This is a genomic window from Brevibacterium sp. 2SA (genome assembly GCF_005502845.1).
GTDB lineage: Bacteria > Actinomycetota > Actinomycetes > Actinomycetales > Brevibacteriaceae > Brevibacterium.
Genome location: NZ_SCMW01000057.1, coordinates 1 through 21,271, shown reverse-complemented (window position 1 = coordinate 21,271; position 21,271 = coordinate 1). Strand labels below are relative to the sequence as shown.

Here is a 21,271-nt window from a genome sequence, read left to right as displayed (position 1 = left end):
AACTGGACCGCGTCGGCTTTGAACTCCGGCGTGAACGTCCTGCGATTCGTAGACATGATTCCCTGTCGTGCCTTCCTGGTAACGACTGTCTACGAGAAGTGTCACACCCCACTCCGCCGGGGGCTGCGCATCGCCGGGCGGGTGGCCGGCCGCGAACTCCTCGTCGTCCACGTCATCGAACCCGACGGCACCCGGTCTGGGGCGGCCCCCGATCTGCTGCGCGCCCGCGAACTCGCTGAGGAGAACGGCGCGACGTGGCACACCGTCGTCGGCGACGACGTCGCGAAGGCCCTCATCGAATTCGCCCGCACCGTCAACGCCTCGCAGATCGTCCTCGGTGTCTCCCGCACCCCGTGGTACGGCCGGATCGCGGGGCCCGGGGTTGCCAACCGGGTCATCAGTGCTGCCGCGGACATCGACGTCCACATGGTCACCCACGCCCAGGCAGCCCGGACGTGGCGGCCGGGCCGGGACGTCCGCCGTGAGAATCCGCTCTCGAAGGTCCGCCGGATCCTCGGCTGGGTCATCGGGGCGCTCGCCCCGCTCGCACTCACCGCCCTGTTCATCTCGCTCGGACCCGGGGCCGCCTCGCTGAGCATGAACTTCCTCAGCTTCATCACCGTCGTCGTCATCGTCGCCCTCATCGGCGGACTGTGGCCGGCCATCATGACCGCCCTCCTCGGCACCGCGCTCATCAACTGGTTCTTCACCCTGCCCTACGGGTCGTTCACGATCGCGCAGCTCGAGAACATCATCGCGCTCATCATCTTCGTCGCCGTCGCCGTGGCCGTGGCCACCGTCGTCGACCTCGCCGCCCGCCGGTCCCGGCAGGCCCAGGCCGCCGAACACGAAGGAGCCGTGCTCAGCGAACTCGCCCGGTCGATGATCGCCGAGGGCGACAGTCCCGCGGGCATCGTCGAGAACATCCGCGCGACGTTCGTCCTCGACGGGGTGGCGCTCCTCGAACGCACCGAGGCGGGGGAGTGGACCCCGATCGCCTCGGCGGGGGACCCGGTGACGACCCGCGCCGAGGCGACCGAGACCGTCGACCTCGACGACGACACCGCGCTCGTCCTCCGCGGCCAGCCGCTCAGCGCCGGCGAACAGCGGATCCTCGACGCGTATGCGGGCCGGATCCTGCGCGTGCTCACGGAGTCCGAGCTCGCCGCGACCCGGTCCGAGGCGCGCGAGCTCAGCGCCGGCAACGCCGTGCGCACGGCCCTGCTCACCGCGGTCTCCCACGACCTGCGCACCCCGCTCGGGGCGATCAAGGCGGCGACGTCGACGCTGCTCCTCGACGAGATCGACCTCTCCGACGCCGACGAGAAGCTCATGCTCGCGACCATCGAGAACGGCACCCTGCGGCTCGAGAAGCTCATCGACAATCTCCTCGACATGAGCCGCATCCAGTCCGGGGCCGTGAGGATCTCGACGTCCCCGGTGCCCGTGTCCGATCTCGTCACCGCCGCCCTCGCCGAGGTGGGGGTCGGCACCGAGGGCGACCCCGGCCCCGAGGTCACCGTCGACATCGATCCGCAGGCGTGGGTCGACGTCGACTTCGGGCTCCTCGAGCGCGTGCTCGTCAACATCATCGAGAACTCGCTCAAGTACGGGGAGGGCTCGCCGCTGACGATCGATGCCTCGACCGGCGCCGAGGCGGTCCACCTCCGCATCGCCGACTCCGGACCGGGGGTGAGCGACGAGGCGCTCGAGACGATCTTCACGCCGTTCACCAGGCTCGATGAGTCGAATGCGAAGGGACTGGGGCTCGGCATGGCCGTCGCGCTCGGCCTCTGCCGGGCGATGGGCATCGAGCTCAGCGCCGAACACACCCCCGGCGGCGGCTTCACCGCCGTCCTCACCTTCCCGACGTGCACCGGGGCGACCGTGCAGGAGTCCGAGACTCCGGAATCCGGGGCACTGGAGGCTGAAGAATCTGAGCCCGAGGCGCCGGAGTCCGAGGCACCGGAGTCCGACATGTCCGCTGGTGTGTCCGAGGAGGCCCGATGAAGCGCGTGCTCATCGTCGAAGACGACGCGGACATCGCCACCGCCGTGGGCATCGGCCTCCAGGCGAAGGGCCACGAGGTCACCGTCGCCGGCAGCGGCCGCCGGATGAACGAGGTGCTCAGCGAATCGGAGATCGACGTCATCCTCCTCGACCTCGGGCTGCCCGACGTCGACGGGATCGAACTCATCGGGCAGGTGCGGCGCTGGAGCACGGTCCCGATCGTCGTCGTCTCCGCCCGCCACGATTCGCACGGGAAGATCGCGGCCCTCGACGCCGGTGCCGACGACTACGTGACGAAGCCGTTCTCCCTCGGCGAGGTGCTCGCCCGCCTGCGCGCGATCGAACGCCGCACCGGCCGCACAGGGGAGTCCGGGGTGGTGCGCACCGCCGACGGGCGGGTCGTCATCGATCTCGCCGCCCACGTCCTCGAGGTCGAGGGGGAGGGCAGGCACCTCACCCCGATCGAGTGGAAGATGCTCGAGGTCTTCGTCAAAAACAAGGGTGCGCTCGTCGAGGCGCAGACCCTGCTCACCGAGGTGTGGGGCCCGGAGTTCGGCACCGAGCGCGGTTACCTGCGCGTCTACATGTCCCAGCTGCGGGCCAAACTCGAAGCCGACCCCGCCAGGCCCCAGTACCTCCACACGCAGATGGGCATCGGCTACCGCTTCACCCCGTGAATCGTTCAGCTTTAGGAGCTGTCGACAGTTCTGTAAACTCACTCACTGTCGGAATTTACGCCACTGGCGTCGCGCCACGGTCCAAAGAAGGCGACTTTAGCAGCGGAGCCTTGGATCAGCTTGTTTCTAAAAACGTTCCAGACGGCACGTGCAGGAGGTGTCTCAGAAACTCGAATCAGCCCGTGAGACTTCCTCACTTCCTCTGACGTGATCGAGTCCGTTGCTTCACTGAGGATGATTCCCCCTCTAATTTCTACATCCTCGCCTGGCGGAACCGTGCCGGTCGTTACCTGAGTTGAAGTGAATTGTTCGCCTCGCTCCTGTTTTCGAACCGTCCAAGCGCTGAAGCGAGCAAGGCCGAGTCCGATATTCCAGTCGATCAGGTCTGTATCGGTTACCCCAAATTCCGACATCGCGGACGAGACATACACGCTCATGCCGTCGTCCCTGTATCGGTATGCGGTGATATTTAATGTGGGTTCTCCGGTTGCTGAATCGAGAAGAATGTCAGAGTCGATCTTGATCCGTCGATAGGCAAAAGCATCATCAGGTATCGAGGGGTCATCTATAATCCATTCGGCGTTCATTATAGATTAGCAAAATTATCTCGCCAATTGGGGTTTACGGATTCGAGGTCGGCGGTAAACCGTTCTAGCGCTGTTTTGATAATTTCCGTATCCAAGCGGTTGGCTGTTGCGTGATTAAAAACTAACGCTCCGTTTAGGTCTGCGTACACGAACGAGAACCCTTCTGGCGAGACCTCAATCACCAGATAACTGCGCCCGGCGCGCCACTGTGCGCTCGCGCCCCCATCGGTGTCTGCAAAAATAGTCGGGTAGGCTGAGTGATCGTTCAGGGTTTCCTTCAGAATCATCTCTAAATCGTTTCGGAATTCATTCTCAGTTCGTTCGAGTTTCCACCATTGAGATTTCGCGAAACTGAACGCACGATTGAAAGCTCCATGGGCTATTGGTTTCCGGTAGCGTAGCTGTTTCCCCCCCTCCATTCTGACCTTAGTTCCCCTGGGAAAAACTTCGCGAAAGGGTTGGGAGTACACTGGTTTCTTGTTAAGCGTTTTCACCGCTGCCCCCAATTCAACTTTTGTTTCGATGTCGTGAGTTGGTCAAAGCATTCTATTAAACGCTTGTGTGCGACGTCCAACGCAATGGCCCAGTTCGTCAGTTCCTCGTACTTTGCTTCGTCTTCTGCTTCCTCGGTCGAGAAGGTCGAAGATCTCAGCGAGAGAGAACTTTCGCTACGATCTGAAATTGCGACGAACTCAACGTGGGTTGCGAGGTCGTCGTCGTCAAAATGAAACAGACCTCCCGAGTTAGCGCCCTGTAGTCCTGGCAGTAAGTCGGCATTATCGTCTTCGGAGTGTCGAGAATAGAGTTTCTGGGATACGGTCCAGGGAACCTCAGGCCCGGTGCTATTTGTGTACTCTCCTCGCACCTTGCGCACCACTATAGTCTCGTTCAGTACGTTTGAAGCGTGATCGCTGAAATCATTAAAGAATGACTGAAGGTTGTTTCGTAAGATCTCATAGCCGGGGTACTGAGCGGTCTTATTGAACTCCCATCGGAGTATAATCCTGTCGTCTTGAAAAGATACTGAATGACCGCTCGGATTTGACAGAGTTAGCCAGGGAAAAGGAAAATGCTCCGAGCTTTCAGGTATGTACCCTGCGAAGGAAGTGTCATCCGCCTCCACTTTCCAAGGTACTCGCGCGAACTCTTCAGCGGCGTCGGGGTAAGCTTCCTGTAGCTTTGAAACCAGCGGTGCCATAGAAATTAGCCTTAATGGAATCTGATCGAAATAGATTGAAAGTTCCACGGCGCGCACTGGAGGATTGTCGAAGCTTCGGTCAGCAGTGGTCATGGTGTGATCCTACTTGGTGATGTCTGGTGAGTCTTGCAATACTACTGTGTGTCTCCGTGATCGGCCTGTGAGCGCTGATTCGGCGGGATCTTCTTGTATTTTGCTCAGCGTTTACTCGCGAACTGCCATACGCGGGCGGAGCAATCCGGTGTCGCCTTGAGCTGAGGAGACCGGATCCTTTTGCTCGCGCTGCTCACGGACACGATCAAGTAGCTTGAGGTCGTGCTGCGACTTGCTCAGATGGGATTGCCGGCGGTTGCGCGCAACTGCTGTTGGGACACTACGGAGGGGTGATTAGTCTCACTCTCACCGATAAGAGCGACAACGCGCCGAGGTGGGGGCGTGGTCACCCGCACCCCCACCTCGGCGGCCATCCGCCCCTCTCCGGGGATCAGGGGAGGGCCGTACGCTCACTGACCGTGGAAGTCCGTCCGCGGTCGCTGTCCGGACTTGAGCGGAATGCGCTTCCAGTCGCGTTCGGGATTGATGATGAGCATCCCGATGATCCCTGCGACGATGCACAGCGCCGAGGAGATCCCGAAGATGATCGCATAGCCCTGCAGCGGATCCGCTGAGGCTTCGACGACGGCACCGGTGAGCGCCGGGGCGATGACACCGGTGAGCGAGTAGATGCCGGTGTAGATGCCGAGGATCGCACCGCGCTGGCGCAGCGTGCTGATCTCGCCGATGAGGACCTGGGCGACGGGGATGACGCACATGCCGACACCGAAGGCGAGGGCGAGCAGCACCATGCCGAAGGAGCCGGAGCCGAAGAGCATAAACAGCAGGAGGAAGATCCCGGCGAGCGTGATCGCCGCGGAGCCGACGATTCCGCTGGCGACGCGGGCGCTCACGCCCCGCTTCATGAGGAACGTGGACAGCCAGCCGACGACGAAGAGGTTGACGACGATCTGAACGGCCCATGGGGCGGAGATCGCCCAGCCGACCTCGGCCGGACCATACCCCTTCGTCGTCGTCAGGTACACGGGCACCCACGCGATGAGGAGCACGGTGAGCCAGTACGCGGCGACACCGCCGAGGATGCTGCCGATGAACGTCCGGGTGAGCAGGGTCGACCCGATCTTCCGGGGAGCCTCATCGGCATCCGCGGCCGCCGACTCGGCCGCGACGGCCGATTCCCTCTCGACCGTCGTCATCTCGGAGTCGGGGTCAGCCTCCGAGCGCACAGGGGCGGGACCAGCGGTGACATCGGGACGAATCGCCTCGGTGCCGGGATCGGTCGCCTCGGCGGTGGTGCTCGCCTGGGCCTTGTCGAACCGGTACGGTCCTTCGCGTCCGAACAGCATCCACAGGACGCCCCAGACGAGGCTGGCGGCACCGAGGATGCCGAAGGTCTCGCGCCAGCCGATGCCGGCGACGAGGGCCCCGACGACGGGGGCTGCGACCATCGTGCCGGCGGGGACTCCGACGCCGACGATCGCGGCGGCCATGCCGCGACGATGCTTGGGGAACCACTGCATCGCGGCATGGTTCGCGGTGCCGTACGCGGGGCCTTCGCCGGCGCCGAGGAGCACTCGCGTGAGGATGAGCGCCGAATAGCCGGCGAGAGGGGAGACGATGATCGCCTGGGCGATGGACCAGATGATCGCGAGCACTGCGAGGATTCTCTTCGCGGGGAAGCGGATGGTGAGGAATCCGACGACGAAGGAGGAGATGCTGTAGAGGATGAAGAAGCTGCTCGAGATGATGCCGTACTGGGTGGGGCTGAGGCCGAGCTCCTGGCTCATCGGCTCCGCGGCGATGCCGAGCAGCGCCTTGTCGGCGAAGTTGATGACCATGAAGATGAAGATGGCCGTGAGAGCGAACCAGCCGTTGATCCCGAGCCGGAAGGCACGGTCGGTTCGCTGCGGTGAGAAGTCAAGAGGTGGTGCGGTGCGACGTTGCACGGTGGCATCCTATCGTCAGGCCCTGGGGCGGTAAGGTCTCTCCCCGCCCCAGGTGGGGGCCGGATGGTCGATGGAGCGGCGCCCCGCCGGTGGGCGGGGTGTCAGTGGGTGGGCGAGAGTTCCTCGAAGGTCTCCGTTTCATCGGTGACAGGAGCCCAGTCGGGTCCGTAGAGCTCCTGGTAGAGGTCGGTGCGGCGCACCGATCCCTTCGGGCGTCCCCCGGTCCACAGGTCGTAGCGCGGATCGGAGTACTCGGCGAAGAAGGTGTCGAGCTGCTCATCGAGTGAGGCGATGACCTCGGCATAGGCGGGATCCTTAGAGACGTCGGTGTTCTGCTCCGGATCGCGGGTGAGATCGAAGAGCTCGGCGTCGCCGGTGCCGGGCAGGCGCTTCCAGTAGGAGTACTCGGGCGTGCGGATGCCGCGGGACTCCTCCTGCTCGAAGAACACCGCGCCCCGCCCGGGGTCGGAGACTCCGGTGCGCAGCGCCTCGGCGAAGCTGTGGCCGGGGCTGTTGGCGAATTCGAGGTCGCCGAGGCCGACGTAGTCGAGGATCGTCTGCGCGAAGTCGTACTGGCTCGTCAGCTCCTCGTGGACGGTGCCGGCCTTGAGCGAGCCCGGCTGGGAGAAGATGAGCGGGATGTGGAGTCCGGCGTCGTAGAGGTGCGAGGGATTCGTGTCCATCGTGTGACCCCACAGGCCGTGCTGGCCGTAGAGGTTCGACTGGTCGGCGGTGACGATGACGAGGGTGTCCTCGGTGAGTCCGCGGGCCTCGAGGGCCTCCATGAGACGGCCGATGCCCTCGTCGACGAGTGAGATCTGGGCGCAGATGTTCGCCATCGTCGCCGGGTCGTTGTGCATCCGCAGGTAGCCGTAGAGGTGGTGGAGGTAGAAGTTGTCCGGATCGTCGGGGCCGTCGACGCGGGCGAGGAGCTCATCGCTGATCGCGGTGCGGGGGAAGCTCGGGAAGTCCTTGCCCTCGAAGCGCGCGTAATAGGGGTTGCGCGGGTCCGGACCGTAGTTGGCCGGCGGCAGCAGGTAGGGGGCGTCGTAGTTGACGTTGAGGAAGAACGGGGTGGAGGCGTCGACCTCGGCGAGGTAGTCGACGGCCTTCTCCGTGAAGAAGTCGACGATGTGGCGGTCGTTGACCTCCTTCTCGACCCCGTCGTCGACGACCATGTTCTCGTAGAAGCTCGTCGTGTGGCCGACGCCGAAGGCGAGCCAGCGGTCGAAGCCGGGCATCGGGGTGCGCGGGTTGCCGAGGTGGTACTTGCCCACCAGTGCGGTCTGGTAGTCGTTGGCCGACAGCGCCGAGGCGAGCGTGCGGAACTCGCGGACCGCGCACCAGTCCTCCGGCCAGACCTTGAGGTAGCGGTCGTCGAGCCAGTTGTGGATGCCGTGGGCCGAGGGCATGAGGCCGGTGAAGATCGAGGCCCGCCCGGGCGAGCACATCCCGTTCGTCGAGAACGCGTTCGCATACCGCACGCCGCCTGCGGCGAGCTTGTCGGTGTGCGGGGTGTAGACGTCCTCGTTGCCGTAGCAGCCGAGCAGCGTCGCCGGCTGGTTGTCTGCGGTGATGAGGATGATGTTCGGGCGGTTCGTCATGAGCGTGCTCCTCGTGCTGTGGTGCGGAGTGAGTCGGGCCGCGCTGAGGGGGCGACTCCGTGCAGTGGCCCGTCCGGGCGACCACACCAGCATGGTCTGCGTCACAGCCCGACGGAAGAGTAATGTTCCGGTGAATGGAAGTCGAAATCGCCGAGATAGTGAAGCTTTTCACAAGACTTTGTGCTGTCTGATCGATCGATCGGCGCTGTGACCTGCGATGATTCTGCTCAAGCCGGGGAGGCGAGCGATGCGCGACGGCTCGGGTCGCGGCAGAGATCGGTGATTCCTTCGTGACGAACTGTGGCCGATTTTTCCATTCAGTGAAACACTGTGGGGATGAGAAACTCCGCCGGCCCCGGCGAGACAGTGGCGTCCCGGATCATCCGCATCCTCGAGTGCTTCGACGGCTTCCATCGCACGGCGACGCTCACGCAGATCGCCGAGAGGTCGGGGCTGACGATGCCGACGGCGCACCGCCTCGTCAAGGAGCTCGCCGAGGCGGGGCTGCTGCGCCGCGGGCAGGGCGGGGCGTATTCGATGGGGATGAAGATGTGGGAGCTCGGCTGCGCCGCTCCGGACATCACGCGCCTGCAGGAGGGAGCGATGCCCTACCTCCAGGACCTCTACGAGGCGACGCGGGAGAACGTCCACTTCGCGATCCGCGACGGCCACGAGACGATCTACGTCGTCAAGCTCAGCGGCCCGACGAGCATCTCCCTGACGACGCGCGTGGGCAGGAGGCTCCACTGGCACACGACGGGTGTCGGCAAAGCGATCGTCGCGTTCTCCGATGAGGAGGTCCAGGAGGAGATGCTCTCGGTGCCGCTGCCGCGTCTGAGCCCGACGACGATCGTCGATCCCGAGCAGATGCGCCTCGAGTTCGCGCGCATCCGCGAGTCGGGATTCGCGCTCTCCCAGGGCGAGCACGAGACGGGGACGTTCTCGCTCGCCGCTCCCGTCCTCGACCGCAGCCGCCAGCCCGTGGCCGCTGTGGCCGTGACGCTGCCGAGTTCGCGGGCCAACGTCGCCCAGCTCAACGCCGCGGTGCGGACCGTGGCGATCGGCATCACCCGCACCCTCGTCGGGTAGGGCAGGGCCTACTCCGCGATGCGGGCGCGGCGGCGGTCCTTCTCGATGCGCACCTCGTGGCTCGACCGTGAGGGGTTGAGGAGTTTGAGGAGCGTGAGCGCGAGGATCGCCCCGAGCACCGCACAGCCGGCAGGGAGGAGCATCGCGACATGCGCACCGTAGTGGTCGACGAGGTTGCCGGCGATCGCCGAACCGAACGCGACGCCGAAGCCGAGCGAGGTGCCCAACCAGGCGAACGCCTCGGTGAGCCGTCGCGGCGGGGCGAGCTGCTGGATGACGGAGTTCGCGCCGACGAGGCTCGGGGCGATCGTGAACCCGACGATGAAGAGGATGAGCCCGAAGGTGAACATGTCCCGGGCCAGGAGCATCGTGCACGTGCCGATCGCCAGCAGGGACACGGTGACGCCGAAGCGGTGGTGGGTCTGGGACTTCCAGCTCATCGCCCCGTAGACGGCGCCGGAGATGAGCGAGCCGAGGGCGAAGGCGCTGAGGAGGAAGCCGGCGAGCTCCTTGACGCCCTGTTCGTCGGAGAATGCGACGGCGATGACGTCGATCGCGCCGAAGTTCACGCCGAGGAAGACGTTGACGATGATGATCGTGAAGATCCCCGGGTTGGAGAACACGTGGCCCTTGGCCTCGGTGGAGCGTTCGATGGGCGGGGGTTCGGTCGACTTCTGGATGTAGAGGAGGACCGAGCCGATGCCGGCGGTGATCATCGAGAGGATGATGCCGGCCGGCGGCCACACGGCGGTGGCGAGGATCGTGGCGATGACGGGGCCGGAGACGAAGAGGAGTTCGTCGGCGACGGATTCCCACGAGAACGCGGTCTGCAGCTGCCGGGGCGAAGTGACGAGATGGGACCAGCGCGAGCGGACGAGGGAGCCGACCGAGCCGACGGTGGCGCCGCCGATGCCCGCGAAGACGAACGTCAGTCCGACCCACCAGTCGAGGTAGACGGAGACGATGAGGAGGCTCAGGGCGATGAGGTGGGTGACGACGATGGGCACCATGACCGTCGCCTGCCCGCGACGGTCGACGAGGCGCGCGATCACGGGGCCGGTCAGGGCTTGGACGATCATGTAGACGGCGGCGACGATGCCGGCCAGTCCGTACGATCCCGTCACACCCTGGATGAAGAGGACGATTCCGAGGCCGAGCACGGCGATCGGCATTCGCGCAACCAGACCTGCCATCGAGAATCTGAGGGCACCGGGAAGCGCGAGGATTTCCCGATAGTTTTTGAACATCAGAGAAGTCTATCTGCGGTCTCAGCCGTTGCAACTGCGGAATCCGTCGAATGAGCGCGAAGTCACGACGATCGCCTCAGTGACCTCGCGATCCCCGGCGCGATGCCCCTCCCGGCGCTTGTCACAGTGCTCGTCCGGGCATTCGCCGGTGTGCTCGGGTCGGCAGGGTGCCCTGTCTCACCAGGGGTGGGAGGGGCCGGCGAGGTCATCGACGGGTCACTACAGGCCTATACAATAGGCGGGATTGCCCACCTCTCCTGCCGGCTAGCGCCGCCCCGACCCCACCCGGAGTGCAGATGACCAACAGCTCGTTCGACGACATCTTCGACCAGCAGAACGACGAACCCCAACGTCCCCGCCGCAAGAAGAAGCGCGTCTGGCGCAAGGTGCTCGTCGGCGTGCTCGTCGTCGTCGTCCTCGGCGTCCTCGGCGTCGGCGTCTACCTGTGGAACGTCGGACGGTCGTTCAACGACAACGCCAACCAGCTCACCGACGAGCAGGTCTTCGGCACGCAGCGGCCCGACGGGGACAAGGAGGACGGCGGGACGAACATCCTGCTGCTCGGCTCCGACGAGCCGATGAAGAACGTCGACGTCAACTCCTCGCAGGGCCTGCGGTCGGACTCGATCATGGTCATGCACCTGCCGGCGGACGGTGCGAACGTCCAGATCATGTCGATCCCGCGTGACAGCTGGGTCGACATCGAGGGCCACGGCAAGGCGAAGATCAACGCCGCGCTCTCCTACGGCGGACTGCCGCTCGCGGTCTCGACGGTCTCCGATTTCATCGGCACCCCGATCGACCACGTCGCGATCATCGACTTCGAGGGCTTCAAGGGGCTCACCGACAGCCTCGGTGGGGTGACGGTGAACTCCGAGCAGGCGTTCACGCAGAACGGCTACACGTTTACAAAGGGCGAGAACACGCTCAACGGCGATGAGGCGCTCACCTTCGTCCGGGAGCGCAAGTCGTTCAAGGACGGCGACTTCCAGCGCGCGCGCAATCAGCAGGCGTTCATCAAGGGCCTCATCAGCGAGCTCATCTCCGCCGACACCCTGTCGAATCCGCAGAAGATCCAGAACATGATCACCGAGTTCGCGCCGTACATGTACGTCGATTCGGGTCTCAACGCCCAGTACATCTCCTCGACGGCGTTCGCGATGCGCGACGTCCGCCCCAGCGACATCGAGTTCTTCACCGCCCCGACCGCCGGTGTCGGCCGGTCGTCGGACGGACAGTCGATCATCAACGTCGACCAGGACGAGCTGAAGAAGGTCCAGGACGCGTTCAAGAACGACACCCTGGCCGACTATGTGAAGAACGCTCCCGAAGCGCACCTCTGATCCCTCGCCGAGGCGGTCCAATCCGGGCCGTCGACGCGCAGTGACAGCAGAACCCCGTCCCAGGTGATCCTGGGGCGGGGTTCTGCTGTGTGCCGCGGGTGTGCGCTCAGCCTCGCCGAGGCGGGGCCTCGGTCAGGCGTCCGTCGTTGCCGGAGCTTCCGGAGCTTCCGTCGACGCCGGCGCCGGCCGCGGCGCCGGGTTCTTGACGAACCAGCTGCCGACGACGGCGACGAGCGAGAGCACCGCGCCGGCGAAGAACGCCGTCGAGACGCCGTCAGCCTGGGCGACCACCGGGGTGGCGCCGCCGCCCGCGGCGGCGACCGTGCCGAGGCTGAGCACTGTGATGAACAGTGCCGTGCCGATCGCGCCGGCGACCTGCTGGATCGCGCCGACGGTCGCGGAACCGTGCGAGTAGAGCTGCGGGCTCAGCGACCCCAGCGCCGAGGTGAGCAGCGGGGTCATCATCATCGCGACGCCGAGCGAGAGGCCCATGTGTCCGAGGAGGACGAACCAGGCCGGACTCGTCTCGTTCAGCTGGGTGAGCGACCACAGCACCGCGCTGGCGATGAGGGCGCCCGGGATGACGAGCGGACGCGGTCCGTAGCGGTCGAAGAGCCGACCGACGAACGGGGCTGCCAGGCCCATCGCGAGACCGCCGGGCAGGAGCATCATGCCCGTCGTCACCGAGTCGAGCTGGAGGACGTTCTGCAGGTAGATCGGCAGGAGGATGATCGAGCCGAACATCGCGGCCATCATGACGACGACGAGCCCCACGGCGAGGGAGAACGACCGGGACTGGAAGACCCGCAGGTCGAGCAGGGCGCGGTCACCGCGCTGGAGGACGAGCTGGCGCCAGATGAAGAGGCCGAGGCCGAGGACGCCGACGGCCAGTGCGGCGAGTGCCTGCGGAATCGTCTCGGGCGAACCGCTGCCGAGCGTGCTGAAGCCGTAGACGAGTCCGCCGAAGCCGAGGGCCGACAGCGGCAGTGACGGCCAGTCGAGCGGCGAATGGCTCTGCTCGCCGATGTTGCGCAGGCGCAGGGCACCGATGATCATCATCGCGATCGCCACCGGCAGGATGATCCAGAAGAGGAAATGCCAGGTGAGCGTGCTGAGGATGAACCCGGACAGGGTCGGGCCGAGCGCCGGAGCGACGGCCATGACGATGGTGATCCGACCCATGAAGCGGCCGCGCGCGTGTTCGGGTACGACCGTCATGATCGTCGTCATGAGCAGCGGCATCATCATCGCCGTGCCCGAGGCCTGTATGACGCGGGCGACGATGAGCACGGAGAACTCGGGCGCGAGCGCACCGAGCAGGGTGCCGGCGGTGAAGAGGCTCATCGCCAGGAGGAAGACCTGTCGTGTCGTCAGCCGCTTGAGGAGGTAGCCGGTCGTCGGGATGACGACGGCCATCGTCAGCATGAACGCGGTCGTCGTCCACTGGGCGACGTTGAGCGTGACGCCGAGGTCGGTGACGAGGTGCGGGATCGCCACGCCCATGACCGTCTCATTGAGCAGGGTGACGAAGGCGGCGCCGAGGAGCAGCCAGATCACCCCGGTGCCGCCGGTGGTCGGCTGTGCATCGGAGCGCGCAGCCGCCTCGGCGGTGTCGGTGGTCTTGGTCATGTGCATCAGACTCCAGCCAGGCGCAGCACGACGACGATGAGGGCCATGACCATGACGATGATGTTCATGGTGAAGTTCTCGTTGTGGCGGCGGTGCGCGAAGATCGCGAGGAATTGGATTGAGGCAAGACCGAGGCCGGCGACCACGGTGAGCCACGGGAGGATCCCGGTCAGGGCGGGGAGGATGAGCCCGATGGCGCCCGCGATCTCGGCGACGCCGAGGAGGCGGACCTGTCCCTCGGTGTAGTCGAAGAGGGTGGGCATCGGCTTGTCGGCGTTGTGCGGTTTGAGGACCTTCATCGTGCCGGCCATGAGGAAGAGGACGGCGACGAGGCCGGAGAGGACCCACGTGATGATGGAGAGAGCGAGCATTGATGCCCCTTTCGTTCTGTCTTTAGTTACTGGTGATAACCTAGATACCAACGGTAATTATTCCCGACGGACCGGCACGCACAGCAACGTCACCGAGGCACATGGATGTAACCATTGGCCCTGATCAGAGGTGATGCGCAGGTGAGTCAGGGCGTCGGTCGACCGGCAGGGACCGGTCGAGGAGAGGAGAGGGACATGGAATCGCTCAGCAGGCCGGCAGCGACGGGTCACGAGCCGCGGATGCAGTCGATGTGCTCGGGGCCGGCCGCCGATCCGGAGATCTTCCGGTCGATCCTCGCGCGCGTCGGCGACAAGTGGTCGATGATGCTCATCGGCATGCTGCAGGACGGCCCCCGACGGTTCACCGAGCTCAAGTCGATGACGAACGGGATCTCGGCGCGGATGCTCACCCAGACGCTGCGGCAGCTCGAGCGCGACGGTCTCGTCGAACGCGAGGTGTTCGCGGAGATCCCGCCGCGCGTCGAGTATCGGGCGACACCGCTCGGGCGCTCGCTCGTGCCCGCCGTCCTCGCGATCGCCGAGTGGGCCTCGACCCACACCGAGGAGATCGCTGCGAACCGCGAGCACTACGACGCGAACGCGGACTGAGCGGCGGTCGCGCCGAGGCGGTGGCCGCCGTCCGTGCGACGACCACCGGCACGCCTGCTGGCGACCGACCGTGGCGCGACCACCGGCGCCCCCGGCTGGCGCGGGTCGGCCGTTGGGCGGGTCAGCCGCGTGAGGCGTCGAAAGTCGCGCACGAAAAAGGTGCCGACCCCCTTGAGTGGGAGTCGGCACCGTGTCGCCGGTCGCCGGGGTCTCAGCCCTGACGCGACTTGAATCGCGGGTTCTGCTTGTTGATGACGTACGTGCGTCCGCGACGCCGCACGACCTGCGAACCCGGCTGCTTCTTGATCGAGCGAAGGGAATTCCTGGCCTGCATCGTGTCCTCCTCTGTGTGACTTGTTCCATCAACAGAGACGACGTCGATTGTATTCCGAGACCCCTCGCAGCCCAGGCCCCAACGAGAACAGCCGCCCCGCAACACCGCCCGCCCCACAACACCGCACTCCACACGAGAACAGCCGCCCCACCTCGGCGAGGTGAGACGGCCGAACGACCGGATGGGCCCTATTCGAGCACGCCGTCGACGAGGGTCCGTGCCTCGTTCTGGACAGTGCGCAGGTGGTCTTCGCCCTGGAGAGATTCGGCGTAGATCTTGTAGACGTCCTCGGTGCCGGATGGGCGCACGGCGAACCACGCGTTGTCCGTCGTCACCTTGAGTCCGCCGATCGGGGCGTCGTTGCCCGGCGCCGCGGTGAGCACCGAGGTGACCGGTTCCCCGGCGATCGAGGACGCGGTGACCTGGGAGGCGTCGAGCGAACCGAGCTTCGCCTTCTGCTCGCGGGTGGCCGGGGCGTCCTGCCGGGCGTAGGCGCTCGTGCCGAACTTCTCGGCCAGGCCGGCGTAGCGCTGCGAGGGTGTCTGCCCGGTCTTCGCCGTCATCTCCGAGGCGAGGAGGGCGAGGATGATGCCGTCCTTGTCCGTCGACCACACCTTGCCGCCTCGGCGGAGGAACGACGCGCCCGCGGATTCCTCACCGCCGAACGCGAGGCTCGAGTCGAGGAGGCCGGGGACGAACCATTTGAAGCCGACGGGCACCTCGAAGAGGCGGCGTCCGTGGGCGGCGACGACGCGGTCGACGATCGACGAGGTGACGAGCGTCTTGCCGATCGCCGCGGTCGCCGGCCAGTCGGGCCGGTTCTCGATGAGGTAGTCGATGGCCGCGGCGAGGTAGTGGTTGGGGTTCATCAGGCCGGCGTCGGGGGTGACGATGCCGTGGCGGTCGGCGTCGGCGTCGTTGCCGGTGGCGATGTCGTAGTCGCTGCGGGAGGCGATGAGCCCGGCCATCGCATAGGGCGAGGAGCAGTCCATGCGGATGTTCTCGTCCCAGTCGAGCGTCATGAACGACCATGTGGGGTCGAGCTCGGGGTGGACGACGGTGAGGTTGAGGTCGAAGTCCTCGGCGATCGCCGCCCAGTAGTCGACGCTCGCCCCGCCGAGCGGGTCGGCGCCGATCTTCAGCCCGGAGTCGCGGATCGCGTTCATGTCGATGACCGATTCGAGGTCACCGACGTAGTTGGAGATGAAGTCGAAGTTCTCCGTGTTCTCGAGGTGGAAGGCCCGCTGGAAGCTCGTGCGCGGGATCTTCTCCCACCCGGCCTCGAGGTAGGCGTTGGCGCGGTCGGCGATCCACTTCGTCGCCTCGGTGCCGGCCGGTCCGCCGTGGGGCGGGTTGTATTTGATGCCGCCGTCGGCCGGGGGATTGTGGCTGGGGGTGATGATGATGCCGTCGGCCTGCGCGTCGGTGCGCGACTTCCCGGCGTTGTAGCCGAGGATCGCGTGGGAGACTGCGGGTGTGGGCGTGTACCCGTCGCGTTCGTCGATGAGCGCGGTGACTCCGGCGGCGGCGAGGACCTCGAGCACGGTGAGGAACGCGGGTTCGCTCAGCGCATGGGTGTCGCGGCCGAGGAAGATCGGCCCGCGCACGCCGTGGTCCTTGCGGTAGTCGACGATCGCCGCGGTGATCGCGGCGATGTGGGCTTCGTTGAACGCGCGGTTGAAGCTCGAACCCCGGTGTCCCGAGGTTCCGAAGCTCACGGCCTGGGCGGGAACCGCAGGATCCGGGACAAGGTCGTAGTACGAGTCGAGCAGTGCGGGGACATCGATGAGGTCCCTGTCCTGGGCCAGCTGGCCGGCGCGAGTAGTCATACCCCTACCTTGCCAAACACCGCTGATCGGTCACAGTCAGGACACCCGAGTTCTTGCATCGTGGACGCTGCCGGGCCATGTTCGACGGGAGCCCACAGGGGATGGTCAGGAACCTTGTGACCGGCGGCGGTCAGGGCGGGTCACTTCACCCAGGGGTCCTGCCCGGTCTCCGAGACGATCGGCTTGCCGTGGTCGAGGCTCCACGAGCCCATCCCGCCTTCGACGTTGAACGCGTCGAAGCCGTTGAGGTTGAGCCAGGCCGTGGCCCGCAGCGACCGTCCGCCGGTGCGGCAGATGATGTACATGTCGTCATCGAGCGGCAGATCGTCGAGCCGTTCGGGCAGCTCCCCGAGGGGAACGTGGATCGCGCCGTCGATGTGCCCGGCTTCCCATTCGTCGTCCTCGCGCACGTCGATGATCGCGGCGCCTTCGGGAATCTCGGTGACGGTGACAGATGGTTCGCTCATGCCTCCCAGTGTAGGACTGCGCCGGTGGCCTCGCACCGGGACCCCACCGGCGCCGAGGCGGTCGACCGTCCCGTGGGTCAGCGCGCGCGGTGCCCACGTTGGAAGTCGCTCCCAATTGCGACAAGGCTGCTGTTTTCAAAGCGCGTCCGTGTGAGAATGGCCGCACCACGTCAGCGCAGGCATTCGGAAGGGACACGATGATGAGTCGCAACACGAACACTGAGGGCAGCGGCGAAGAGAAGGCCCGCGACGCCGCGGCCGGCCTCGACCGGGCGACGGAGAAGTTCGCCGGCACCGCCGACATCGAACAGGGAGCGACGACCGGCTACACCGAGGCCGACGTCGAATCCCGCGCCCAGGAGACCGCCACCGCCGAGGGCTTCACCCTCTACCGCAACCCCGACGGCTCGCACACCGCGATCGACGAGTCCGCCACCGTCGAATTCGCCGAGGTCGACGCCGACGCGGCGGCCGCCTCGGCGAACGCACCCCGCCGTCACCAGACGCACCGGGAGGGCGACCTCCACCAGCAGGACGTCGTGAAGATCCTCAGCGACGCGAAATGGGTGATGCTCACGACCGCCCTCGCCGACGGCACGCTGCTCTCCCACCCGATGGTCCCGCAGCAGGTCACCGACGATGCCGACGTCTGGTTCTTCATCGGCCTCGACGGCGACCAGGCGATCGCCCTGCAGGGCAACCCGAACGTCAACCTCGCCGTCGCCGAGTCCGGGAACTGGCTCTCGGTCGCCGGCACCGTCGAGTTCGTCGACAGTCAGGCGAAGATCGACCACCTGTGGAACGACGATGCCGCGGCATGGTTCGACGGCGGTCGCAATGACCCCAACCTCGGGCTCATCCGCGTCAACGGCGAGTCCGCGCAACACTGGGGTGCGACCGGCGGGAAGGTCTCCGCCCTCGTCGAGATGATCAAGGCCAAGGTCACCCGTCAGCAGCCCGAGGGAGGCAGCTCGACGACCGAGCTGTGACCCGGCTGAGCTGTGACCCGGCTGGGCTGTGACCCTGCCGACCGCCACGGGCGCTGTCCGACACCGGGAAGCGCCCGTGGCGTCTGTCCGCTCAGCCCCAGGTCGTCGACGCACCCGCCGGTGACACGGCCTGCGGGAGGCCGAGCGGGTTCGCGTCCTGGAGGGCGGCGGGCAGGAACGCCGCCGGAGCGTTCTGGAACGCGACCGGGCGGAGGAACCGCTGGATCGCCGCCGACCCGACCGAGGTCGACGCATCGTTCGTCGTCGCCGGCCACGGCCCACCGTGCTGCATCGCCGGTGTCACCGCCACCCCCGTCGGCCAGCCGCCGAAGAGGACACGTCCCACCTGCCGGGAGACCGCATCGACCAGCTCGCCGAGGCGGCCCTGATCCTCCGTCTCACCCGCCGTCTCCGCGGTGCTGAGGTGGAGGGTCGCGGTGAGATTGCCGGCGAAGAACTCGGGCACGAGTTCGGCGTAGGACGTCCCGGCGGGCACCTCGACGATGATCGACAGCGGCCCGAACGCCTCATCGAGGAGCGCCTCACGGTGCGCGCGGAAGTCCTCGAGGGAGAGTGCGACGAGCGTCGGACGCGCCCAGCCCTGACCGTCGTCATCGATGCGCAGTCCGCCCTCGGCGATGACCCGGACGCCCGGGACAGCGAGGATGGCGTCCCGCCGCTCTGCGAAGCCGCGGGCGATCCCCGGATTGAGCAGGCGGTGCTCCTCGACGGCGCCGGCAGCGGTCGCGATGTCCTCGTCGAGTCCGTGGTCGGGCGGGGCGAAGAGGAAGCCGGGTTTCGTGCACAGCTGACCGGCCGAACCGGACACGCTCGTGACGTACCCGGCGGCGATGTCGGGTCCCGCTTCGGTGAGGGCCGCCTCGGTGACGAAGACGGGATTGACGCTGCCGAGCTCACCGAAGAACGGAATCGGAGTGGGCCGGGCCGCCGCGATGTCGGCGAGGAGACGCCCGGCGCGGATCGACCCGGTGAACGATCCCGCCTTGATCCGCTCGTCCTCGAGCACGGCGGTGCCGGCCTCCTGACCGTGGATGAGCGCGAAGACCCCGGCGGGCATGCCCGCGGCCGTCAGGGCCCCGTCGACGACTGCGGCGGTGGCGTCGGAGAGCTCCGGGTGCCCGGAATGGGCCTTGACGATGAGCGGGCAGCCGGCGGCCAGCGCCGCAGCCGAATCACCCCCGGCGACGGAGAACGCGAACGGGAAGTTCGAGGCGGCGAAGTTGAGGACAGGCCCGACGGGGACGTGGACGCGGCGCACATCAGGGCGCGCACCGAGGGCGAACGCATCATCGGCCGGGTCGATCCGGGCGTCGACGTACGCGCCCTCGCGCAGGGTCGCAGCGAACATCCGCAGTTGCACGGCGGTGCGGGTGAGTTCGCCGGTCAGCCGTGCTTCGCTCAGACCGGTCTCGCGCATCGCGATCGGCACGAGCGTGTCCCGCGCGGCCTCGAGGGCGTCGGCCACGGCGGTGAGGGCGTCGGCCCGGTCGGCCGGTGCGGTCGCGGCGAAGGCCGGAGCGGCGGCTGCCGCGGCGGCGACGATCCTCTCGAGGTCGGGGGAGAGCGCCGAGGCGGTGGGGCGTGACGAGCCGGGCGCCGAGGTGGCAGTGGTGGTGTCGGTGGTCATGGTGATCCTTTCGTGCTGAGTGCCGGTGGCGGTCACAGGTCGAAGAACGTCGAGAGCGGCACGGGTTGGGCGACGGGTCTCTTCATCGTCTGGGCGAGGGAGGCGTGCAGGGACGAGGATTCGGCGCGGTCGGGAGCACCCGTGGCGAGGCACGTGACGGCGAATCCGCATTCGCGTCCCTGGCACCAGCCCATGCCCGCGCGGGTCATGTTCTTCTGCGCCCTGGCGTCGTCGGCTTCGAGGGTGGTGCTCGCCTCGGCGATGGTCGCGGCCGGCACCTCCTCGCACCGGCACACGATCGTCTCCGGGGTGAGCCGGTCCGTCCAGCCCGGCGGCACGGGGTGGGCGCGATGCATCGCCTCGGCGAACGCACGGTGCCGGGCGATCGTCCGCCTCGTCGCGGTCCGGTCGAACGCCCGCGGGTGAGCCGCGGTCCGGTCATCGGGGGACGCACCGGTGATCTCGGCGGCGGCCTGGGCACCGGCGAGGCGCCCCTCGGCCGCGGCGAGCACGGCACCCCCGACCCCGGTGACCTCACCGGCGAGGAAGAGCCCGGGCACCGACGACCGCTGGGACTCGTCGACGACGGCGACGAGCGAGCCGTCGACGTCGACGCGAGTGCGCGCCCCGAGCGCGACCGGCAGCTCGAGCTGCGGAGTGAACCCCCAGCCCAGACCGACAGCGTCGATGTTCTCAAGCGTCGCCTCGGTGCCGGGGACGACCGCGCCGAGGCGGTCGATCCGAGCCGTGGTCACCGCCTCGACCCGGCCGTCGCCGAGGATCTCGGTGACGACCGTGCGCGTCCGATAGGGGATGCGGTGGCGGAGGAAGGCCCACGCGTACTCGGCTCCCTCGAGCGCTTTGGCGGGGACCCCGGCCGCCCGGTGGGCGTGAGCCAGCCAGCCGGTGAGGGACGAGGATTCGAGGACGGCGGCGACGTCGCCGCCGAGGTCGGTGATGTTCGCGGCGACGGGCAGGAGGAACGGTCCGGTGCCGGCGATGACGAAGCGCGAACCCGGCAGCATCCCGTTCTGCTTCGCGAACCCCTGGATGCCGCCGGCGGCCATGACTCCGGGCAGATCCCACCCGGGGATCGGCAGCTGCCGGTCGTAGCCGCCGGTGGCGATGATGAGGCGGCGGGCGTGCAGAACGGGGGACCGGTCGCCGGGCTCCGAGGCGGTGGGGCCGTGGCTCGGGGTCGTGCAGACGGTGAACCCGGCGCGTGTCCGGTCGGGTGGTGCCTCGACCATCCACACCGAGGTGGCCGGCCGATAGTCGATGATGCCAGCGGCGATGCCCGCATCGAACCCGGCCCGCAGGGCGAGGTAGTCGTCCCATCCGTGGTGAAGGCGACCGTCGTCGGTGCCGGCGGTCTCCGTGCGGTGGCGCCAGAACTGGCCGCCGGGCTGGTCAGCGGAATCGATGACGACGATGCGCGGGCCTGAACCGTCCCCACGCTGACCCGCTCCCGCACTGCGTCGGGTCGAGACGAAGCGCGGTTCCGCGGCGAGCTCATGGAGTGCGGCCTCGGCGGCGGCGAGGCCGGCGGGACCTGCGCCGATGATGACGAGGTCGACGGTCGGGACACTCATGAGCGCTCGCCTCCGACAGCCGCCCCACCGGTCTCATGGGCTCCCGCC

At 66.9% G+C, this 21,271-nt stretch carries 19 protein-coding genes; 6 read left to right on the top strand and 13 right to left on the bottom strand.

Annotation, left to right across the window (positions count from 1 at the left end; all coding sequences use genetic code 11):
- Both FFS20_RS15400 and FFS20_RS15395 read left to right on the top strand, forming a co-directional pair.
- On the top strand, window positions 1-2,010 hold a 2,010-nt coding region (locus FFS20_RS15400; RefSeq protein ID WP_212743357.1), incomplete at its 5' end, for a DUF4118 domain-containing protein.
- A complete protein-coding gene (locus tag FFS20_RS15395) occupies window positions 2,007-2,687 on the top strand; it encodes a response regulator (protein WP_137826700.1) in 681 nt (226 codons plus the stop codon). The genes FFS20_RS15400 and FFS20_RS15395, both read left to right, overlap by 4 nt.
- A 38-nt stretch (window positions 2,688-2,725) precedes the next feature.
- On the opposite strand, the gene FFS20_RS15390 is transcribed toward FFS20_RS15395, so the two are convergent.
- From FFS20_RS15390 to FFS20_RS15370, 5 genes are all read right to left on the bottom strand, one after another.
- The gene (locus FFS20_RS15390; RefSeq protein WP_137826699.1) at window positions 2,726-3,274 is read right to left on the bottom strand and encodes a hypothetical protein; all 549 of its coding nucleotides are present in this window, start codon (window positions 3,272-3,274) and stop codon (window positions 2,726-2,728) included.
- Window positions 3,274-3,561: a hypothetical protein gene (locus FFS20_RS15385; protein ID WP_137826698.1), complete on the bottom strand. Its 288-nt coding sequence runs from the start codon at window positions 3,559-3,561 to the stop codon at window positions 3,274-3,276. The genes FFS20_RS15390 and FFS20_RS15385 overlap by 1 nt, the downstream gene beginning before the upstream one ends.
- A 203-nt stretch (window positions 3,562-3,764) precedes the next feature.
- Window positions 3,765-4,565: a hypothetical protein gene (locus tag FFS20_RS15380; RefSeq protein ID WP_137826697.1), complete on the bottom strand. Its 801-nt coding sequence runs from the start codon at window positions 4,563-4,565 to the stop codon at window positions 3,765-3,767.
- Between the two features lie 410 nt (window positions 4,566-4,975).
- On the bottom strand, window positions 4,976-6,472 hold the full coding sequence (locus tag FFS20_RS15375) for an MFS transporter (protein ID WP_137826696.1): 1,497 nt from the start codon (window positions 6,470-6,472) through the stop codon (window positions 4,976-4,978).
- A gap of 101 nt (window positions 6,473-6,573) precedes the next feature.
- Window positions 6,574-8,076 (bottom strand): sulfatase-like hydrolase/transferase, encoded by a 1,503-nt coding sequence (locus tag FFS20_RS15370; protein ID WP_171007110.1) that lies wholly within the window; start codon window positions 8,074-8,076, stop codon window positions 6,574-6,576.
- A gap of 336 nt (window positions 8,077-8,412) precedes the next feature.
- On the opposite strand from FFS20_RS15370, the gene FFS20_RS15365 reads away from it, so the two are divergent.
- Window positions 8,413-9,165: an IclR family transcriptional regulator gene (locus FFS20_RS15365; protein WP_137826694.1), complete on the top strand. Its 753-nt coding sequence runs from the start codon at window positions 8,413-8,415 to the stop codon at window positions 9,163-9,165.
- Between the two features lie 8 nt (window positions 9,166-9,173).
- Here the strand turns inward: FFS20_RS15365 and FFS20_RS15360 are convergent, their stop codons facing one another.
- Window positions 9,174-10,412: an MFS transporter gene (locus FFS20_RS15360; protein ID WP_171007109.1), complete on the bottom strand. Its 1,239-nt coding sequence runs from the start codon at window positions 10,410-10,412 to the stop codon at window positions 9,174-9,176.
- Window positions 10,413-10,708: 296 nt separating this feature from the next.
- On the opposite strand from FFS20_RS15360, the gene FFS20_RS15355 reads away from it, so the two are divergent.
- Window positions 10,709-11,755, top strand: coding sequence for an LCP family protein (locus FFS20_RS15355; RefSeq protein WP_137826693.1), 1,047 nt, complete (start codon window positions 10,709-10,711; stop codon window positions 11,753-11,755).
- Between the two features lie 132 nt (window positions 11,756-11,887).
- Here FFS20_RS15355 and FFS20_RS15350 read toward each other — a convergent pair whose 3' ends face one another.
- Both FFS20_RS15350 and FFS20_RS15345 read right to left on the bottom strand, forming a co-directional pair.
- Window positions 11,888-13,384, bottom strand: coding sequence for an MDR family MFS transporter (locus FFS20_RS15350; protein WP_137826692.1), 1,497 nt, complete (start codon window positions 13,382-13,384; stop codon window positions 11,888-11,890).
- Window positions 13,385-13,389: 5 nt separating this feature from the next.
- Window positions 13,390-13,755 carry a DoxX family protein gene (locus tag FFS20_RS15345; RefSeq protein WP_137826691.1) on the bottom strand — a complete coding sequence of 122 codons (366 nt, stop codon included), beginning with the start codon at window positions 13,753-13,755 and terminating at the stop codon, window positions 13,390-13,392.
- 195 nt (window positions 13,756-13,950) lie between these two features.
- On the opposite strand from FFS20_RS15345, the gene FFS20_RS15340 reads away from it, so the two are divergent.
- A complete protein-coding gene (locus FFS20_RS15340; RefSeq protein WP_198500410.1) occupies window positions 13,951-14,364 on the top strand; it encodes a helix-turn-helix domain-containing protein in 414 nt (137 codons plus the stop codon).
- A gap of 211 nt (window positions 14,365-14,575) precedes the next feature.
- On the opposite strand, the gene ykgO is transcribed toward FFS20_RS15340, so the two are convergent.
- The 3 genes from ykgO to FFS20_RS15325 form a co-directional block, all read right to left on the bottom strand.
- Window positions 14,576-14,698: a type B 50S ribosomal protein L36 gene (gene ykgO, locus FFS20_RS15335; protein ID WP_131248590.1), complete on the bottom strand. Its 123-nt coding sequence runs from the start codon at window positions 14,696-14,698 to the stop codon at window positions 14,576-14,578.
- Window positions 14,699-14,886: 188 nt separating this feature from the next.
- Window positions 14,887-16,527 carry a phosphoglucomutase (alpha-D-glucose-1,6-bisphosphate-dependent) gene (gene pgm / locus FFS20_RS15330; RefSeq protein ID WP_137826690.1) on the bottom strand — a complete coding sequence of 547 codons (1,641 nt, stop codon included), beginning with the start codon at window positions 16,525-16,527 and terminating at the stop codon, window positions 14,887-14,889.
- A gap of 140 nt (window positions 16,528-16,667) precedes the next feature.
- The gene (locus FFS20_RS15325) at window positions 16,668-16,994 is read right to left on the bottom strand and encodes a rhodanese-like domain-containing protein (RefSeq protein WP_137826689.1); all 327 of its coding nucleotides are present in this window, start codon (window positions 16,992-16,994) and stop codon (window positions 16,668-16,670) included.
- A gap of 200 nt (window positions 16,995-17,194) precedes the next feature.
- Between FFS20_RS15325 and FFS20_RS18535 the strand changes: the two genes are divergently transcribed.
- Window positions 17,195-17,983, top strand: coding sequence for a pyridoxamine 5'-phosphate oxidase family protein (locus FFS20_RS18535; protein WP_137826688.1), 789 nt, complete (start codon window positions 17,195-17,197; stop codon window positions 17,981-17,983).
- Between the two features lie 91 nt (window positions 17,984-18,074).
- Here FFS20_RS18535 and FFS20_RS15315 read toward each other — a convergent pair whose 3' ends face one another.
- Both FFS20_RS15315 and FFS20_RS15310 read right to left on the bottom strand, forming a co-directional pair.
- A complete protein-coding gene (locus tag FFS20_RS15315; RefSeq protein ID WP_137826687.1) occupies window positions 18,075-19,631 on the bottom strand; it encodes an aldehyde dehydrogenase (NADP(+)) in 1,557 nt (518 codons plus the stop codon).
- Between the two features lie 32 nt (window positions 19,632-19,663).
- Window positions 19,664-21,223 (bottom strand): FAD-dependent oxidoreductase, encoded by a 1,560-nt coding sequence (locus tag FFS20_RS15310; protein WP_137826686.1) that lies wholly within the window; start codon window positions 21,221-21,223, stop codon window positions 19,664-19,666.
- Between the last annotated feature and the right edge of the window lie 48 nt (window positions 21,224-21,271).

Excerpts from the sequence above, each read along its gene's own strand:
- FFS20_RS15395 (WP_137826700.1), top strand. The coding sequence starts at position 2,007 with ATGAAGCGCGTGCTCATCGTCGAAGACGACGCGGACATCGCCACCGCC.
- FFS20_RS15345 (WP_137826691.1), bottom strand. The coding sequence starts at position 13,755 with ATGCTCGCTCTCTCCATCATCACGTGGGTCCTCTCCGGCCTCGTCGCC.
- FFS20_RS15350 (WP_137826692.1), bottom strand. The coding sequence starts at position 13,384 with ATGACCAAGACCACCGACACCGCCGAGGCGGCTGCGCGCTCCGATGCA.
- FFS20_RS15340 (WP_198500410.1), top strand. The coding sequence starts at position 13,951 with ATGGAATCGCTCAGCAGGCCGGCAGCGACGGGTCACGAGCCGCGGATG.
- pgm (WP_137826690.1), bottom strand. The coding sequence starts at position 16,527 with ATGACTACTCGCGCCGGCCAGCTGGCCCAGGACAGGGACCTCATCGAT.
- FFS20_RS15315 (WP_137826687.1), bottom strand. The coding sequence starts at position 19,631 with ATGACCACCGACACCACCACTGCCACCTCGGCGCCCGGCTCGTCACGC.
- FFS20_RS15380 (WP_137826697.1), bottom strand. The coding sequence starts at position 4,565 with ATGACCACTGCTGACCGAAGCTTCGACAATCCTCCAGTGCGCGCCGTG.
- FFS20_RS15325 (WP_137826689.1), bottom strand. The coding sequence starts at position 16,994 with ATGAGCGAACCATCTGTCACCGTCACCGAGATTCCCGAAGGCGCCGCG.
- FFS20_RS15310 (WP_137826686.1), bottom strand. The coding sequence starts at position 21,223 with ATGAGTGTCCCGACCGTCGACCTCGTCATCATCGGCGCAGGTCCCGCC.
- FFS20_RS15355 (WP_137826693.1), top strand. The coding sequence starts at position 10,709 with ATGACCAACAGCTCGTTCGACGACATCTTCGACCAGCAGAACGACGAA.
- FFS20_RS15390 (WP_137826699.1), bottom strand. The coding sequence starts at position 3,274 with ATGAACGCCGAATGGATTATAGATGACCCCTCGATACCTGATGATGCT.
- FFS20_RS15360 (WP_171007109.1), bottom strand. The coding sequence starts at position 10,412 with ATGTTCAAAAACTATCGGGAAATCCTCGCGCTTCCCGGTGCCCTCAGA.
- FFS20_RS15365 (WP_137826694.1), top strand. The coding sequence starts at position 8,413 with ATGAGAAACTCCGCCGGCCCCGGCGAGACAGTGGCGTCCCGGATCATC.
- FFS20_RS18535 (WP_137826688.1), top strand. The coding sequence starts at position 17,195 with ATGAGTCGCAACACGAACACTGAGGGCAGCGGCGAAGAGAAGGCCCGC.
- FFS20_RS15370 (WP_171007110.1), bottom strand. The coding sequence starts at position 8,076 with ATGACGAACCGCCCGAACATCATCCTCATCACCGCAGACAACCAGCCG.
- ykgO (WP_131248590.1), bottom strand. The coding sequence starts at position 14,698 with ATGCAGGCCAGGAATTCCCTTCGCTCGATCAAGAAGCAGCCGGGTTCG.
- FFS20_RS15385 (WP_137826698.1), bottom strand. The coding sequence starts at position 3,561 with ATGATTCTGAAGGAAACCCTGAACGATCACTCAGCCTACCCGACTATT.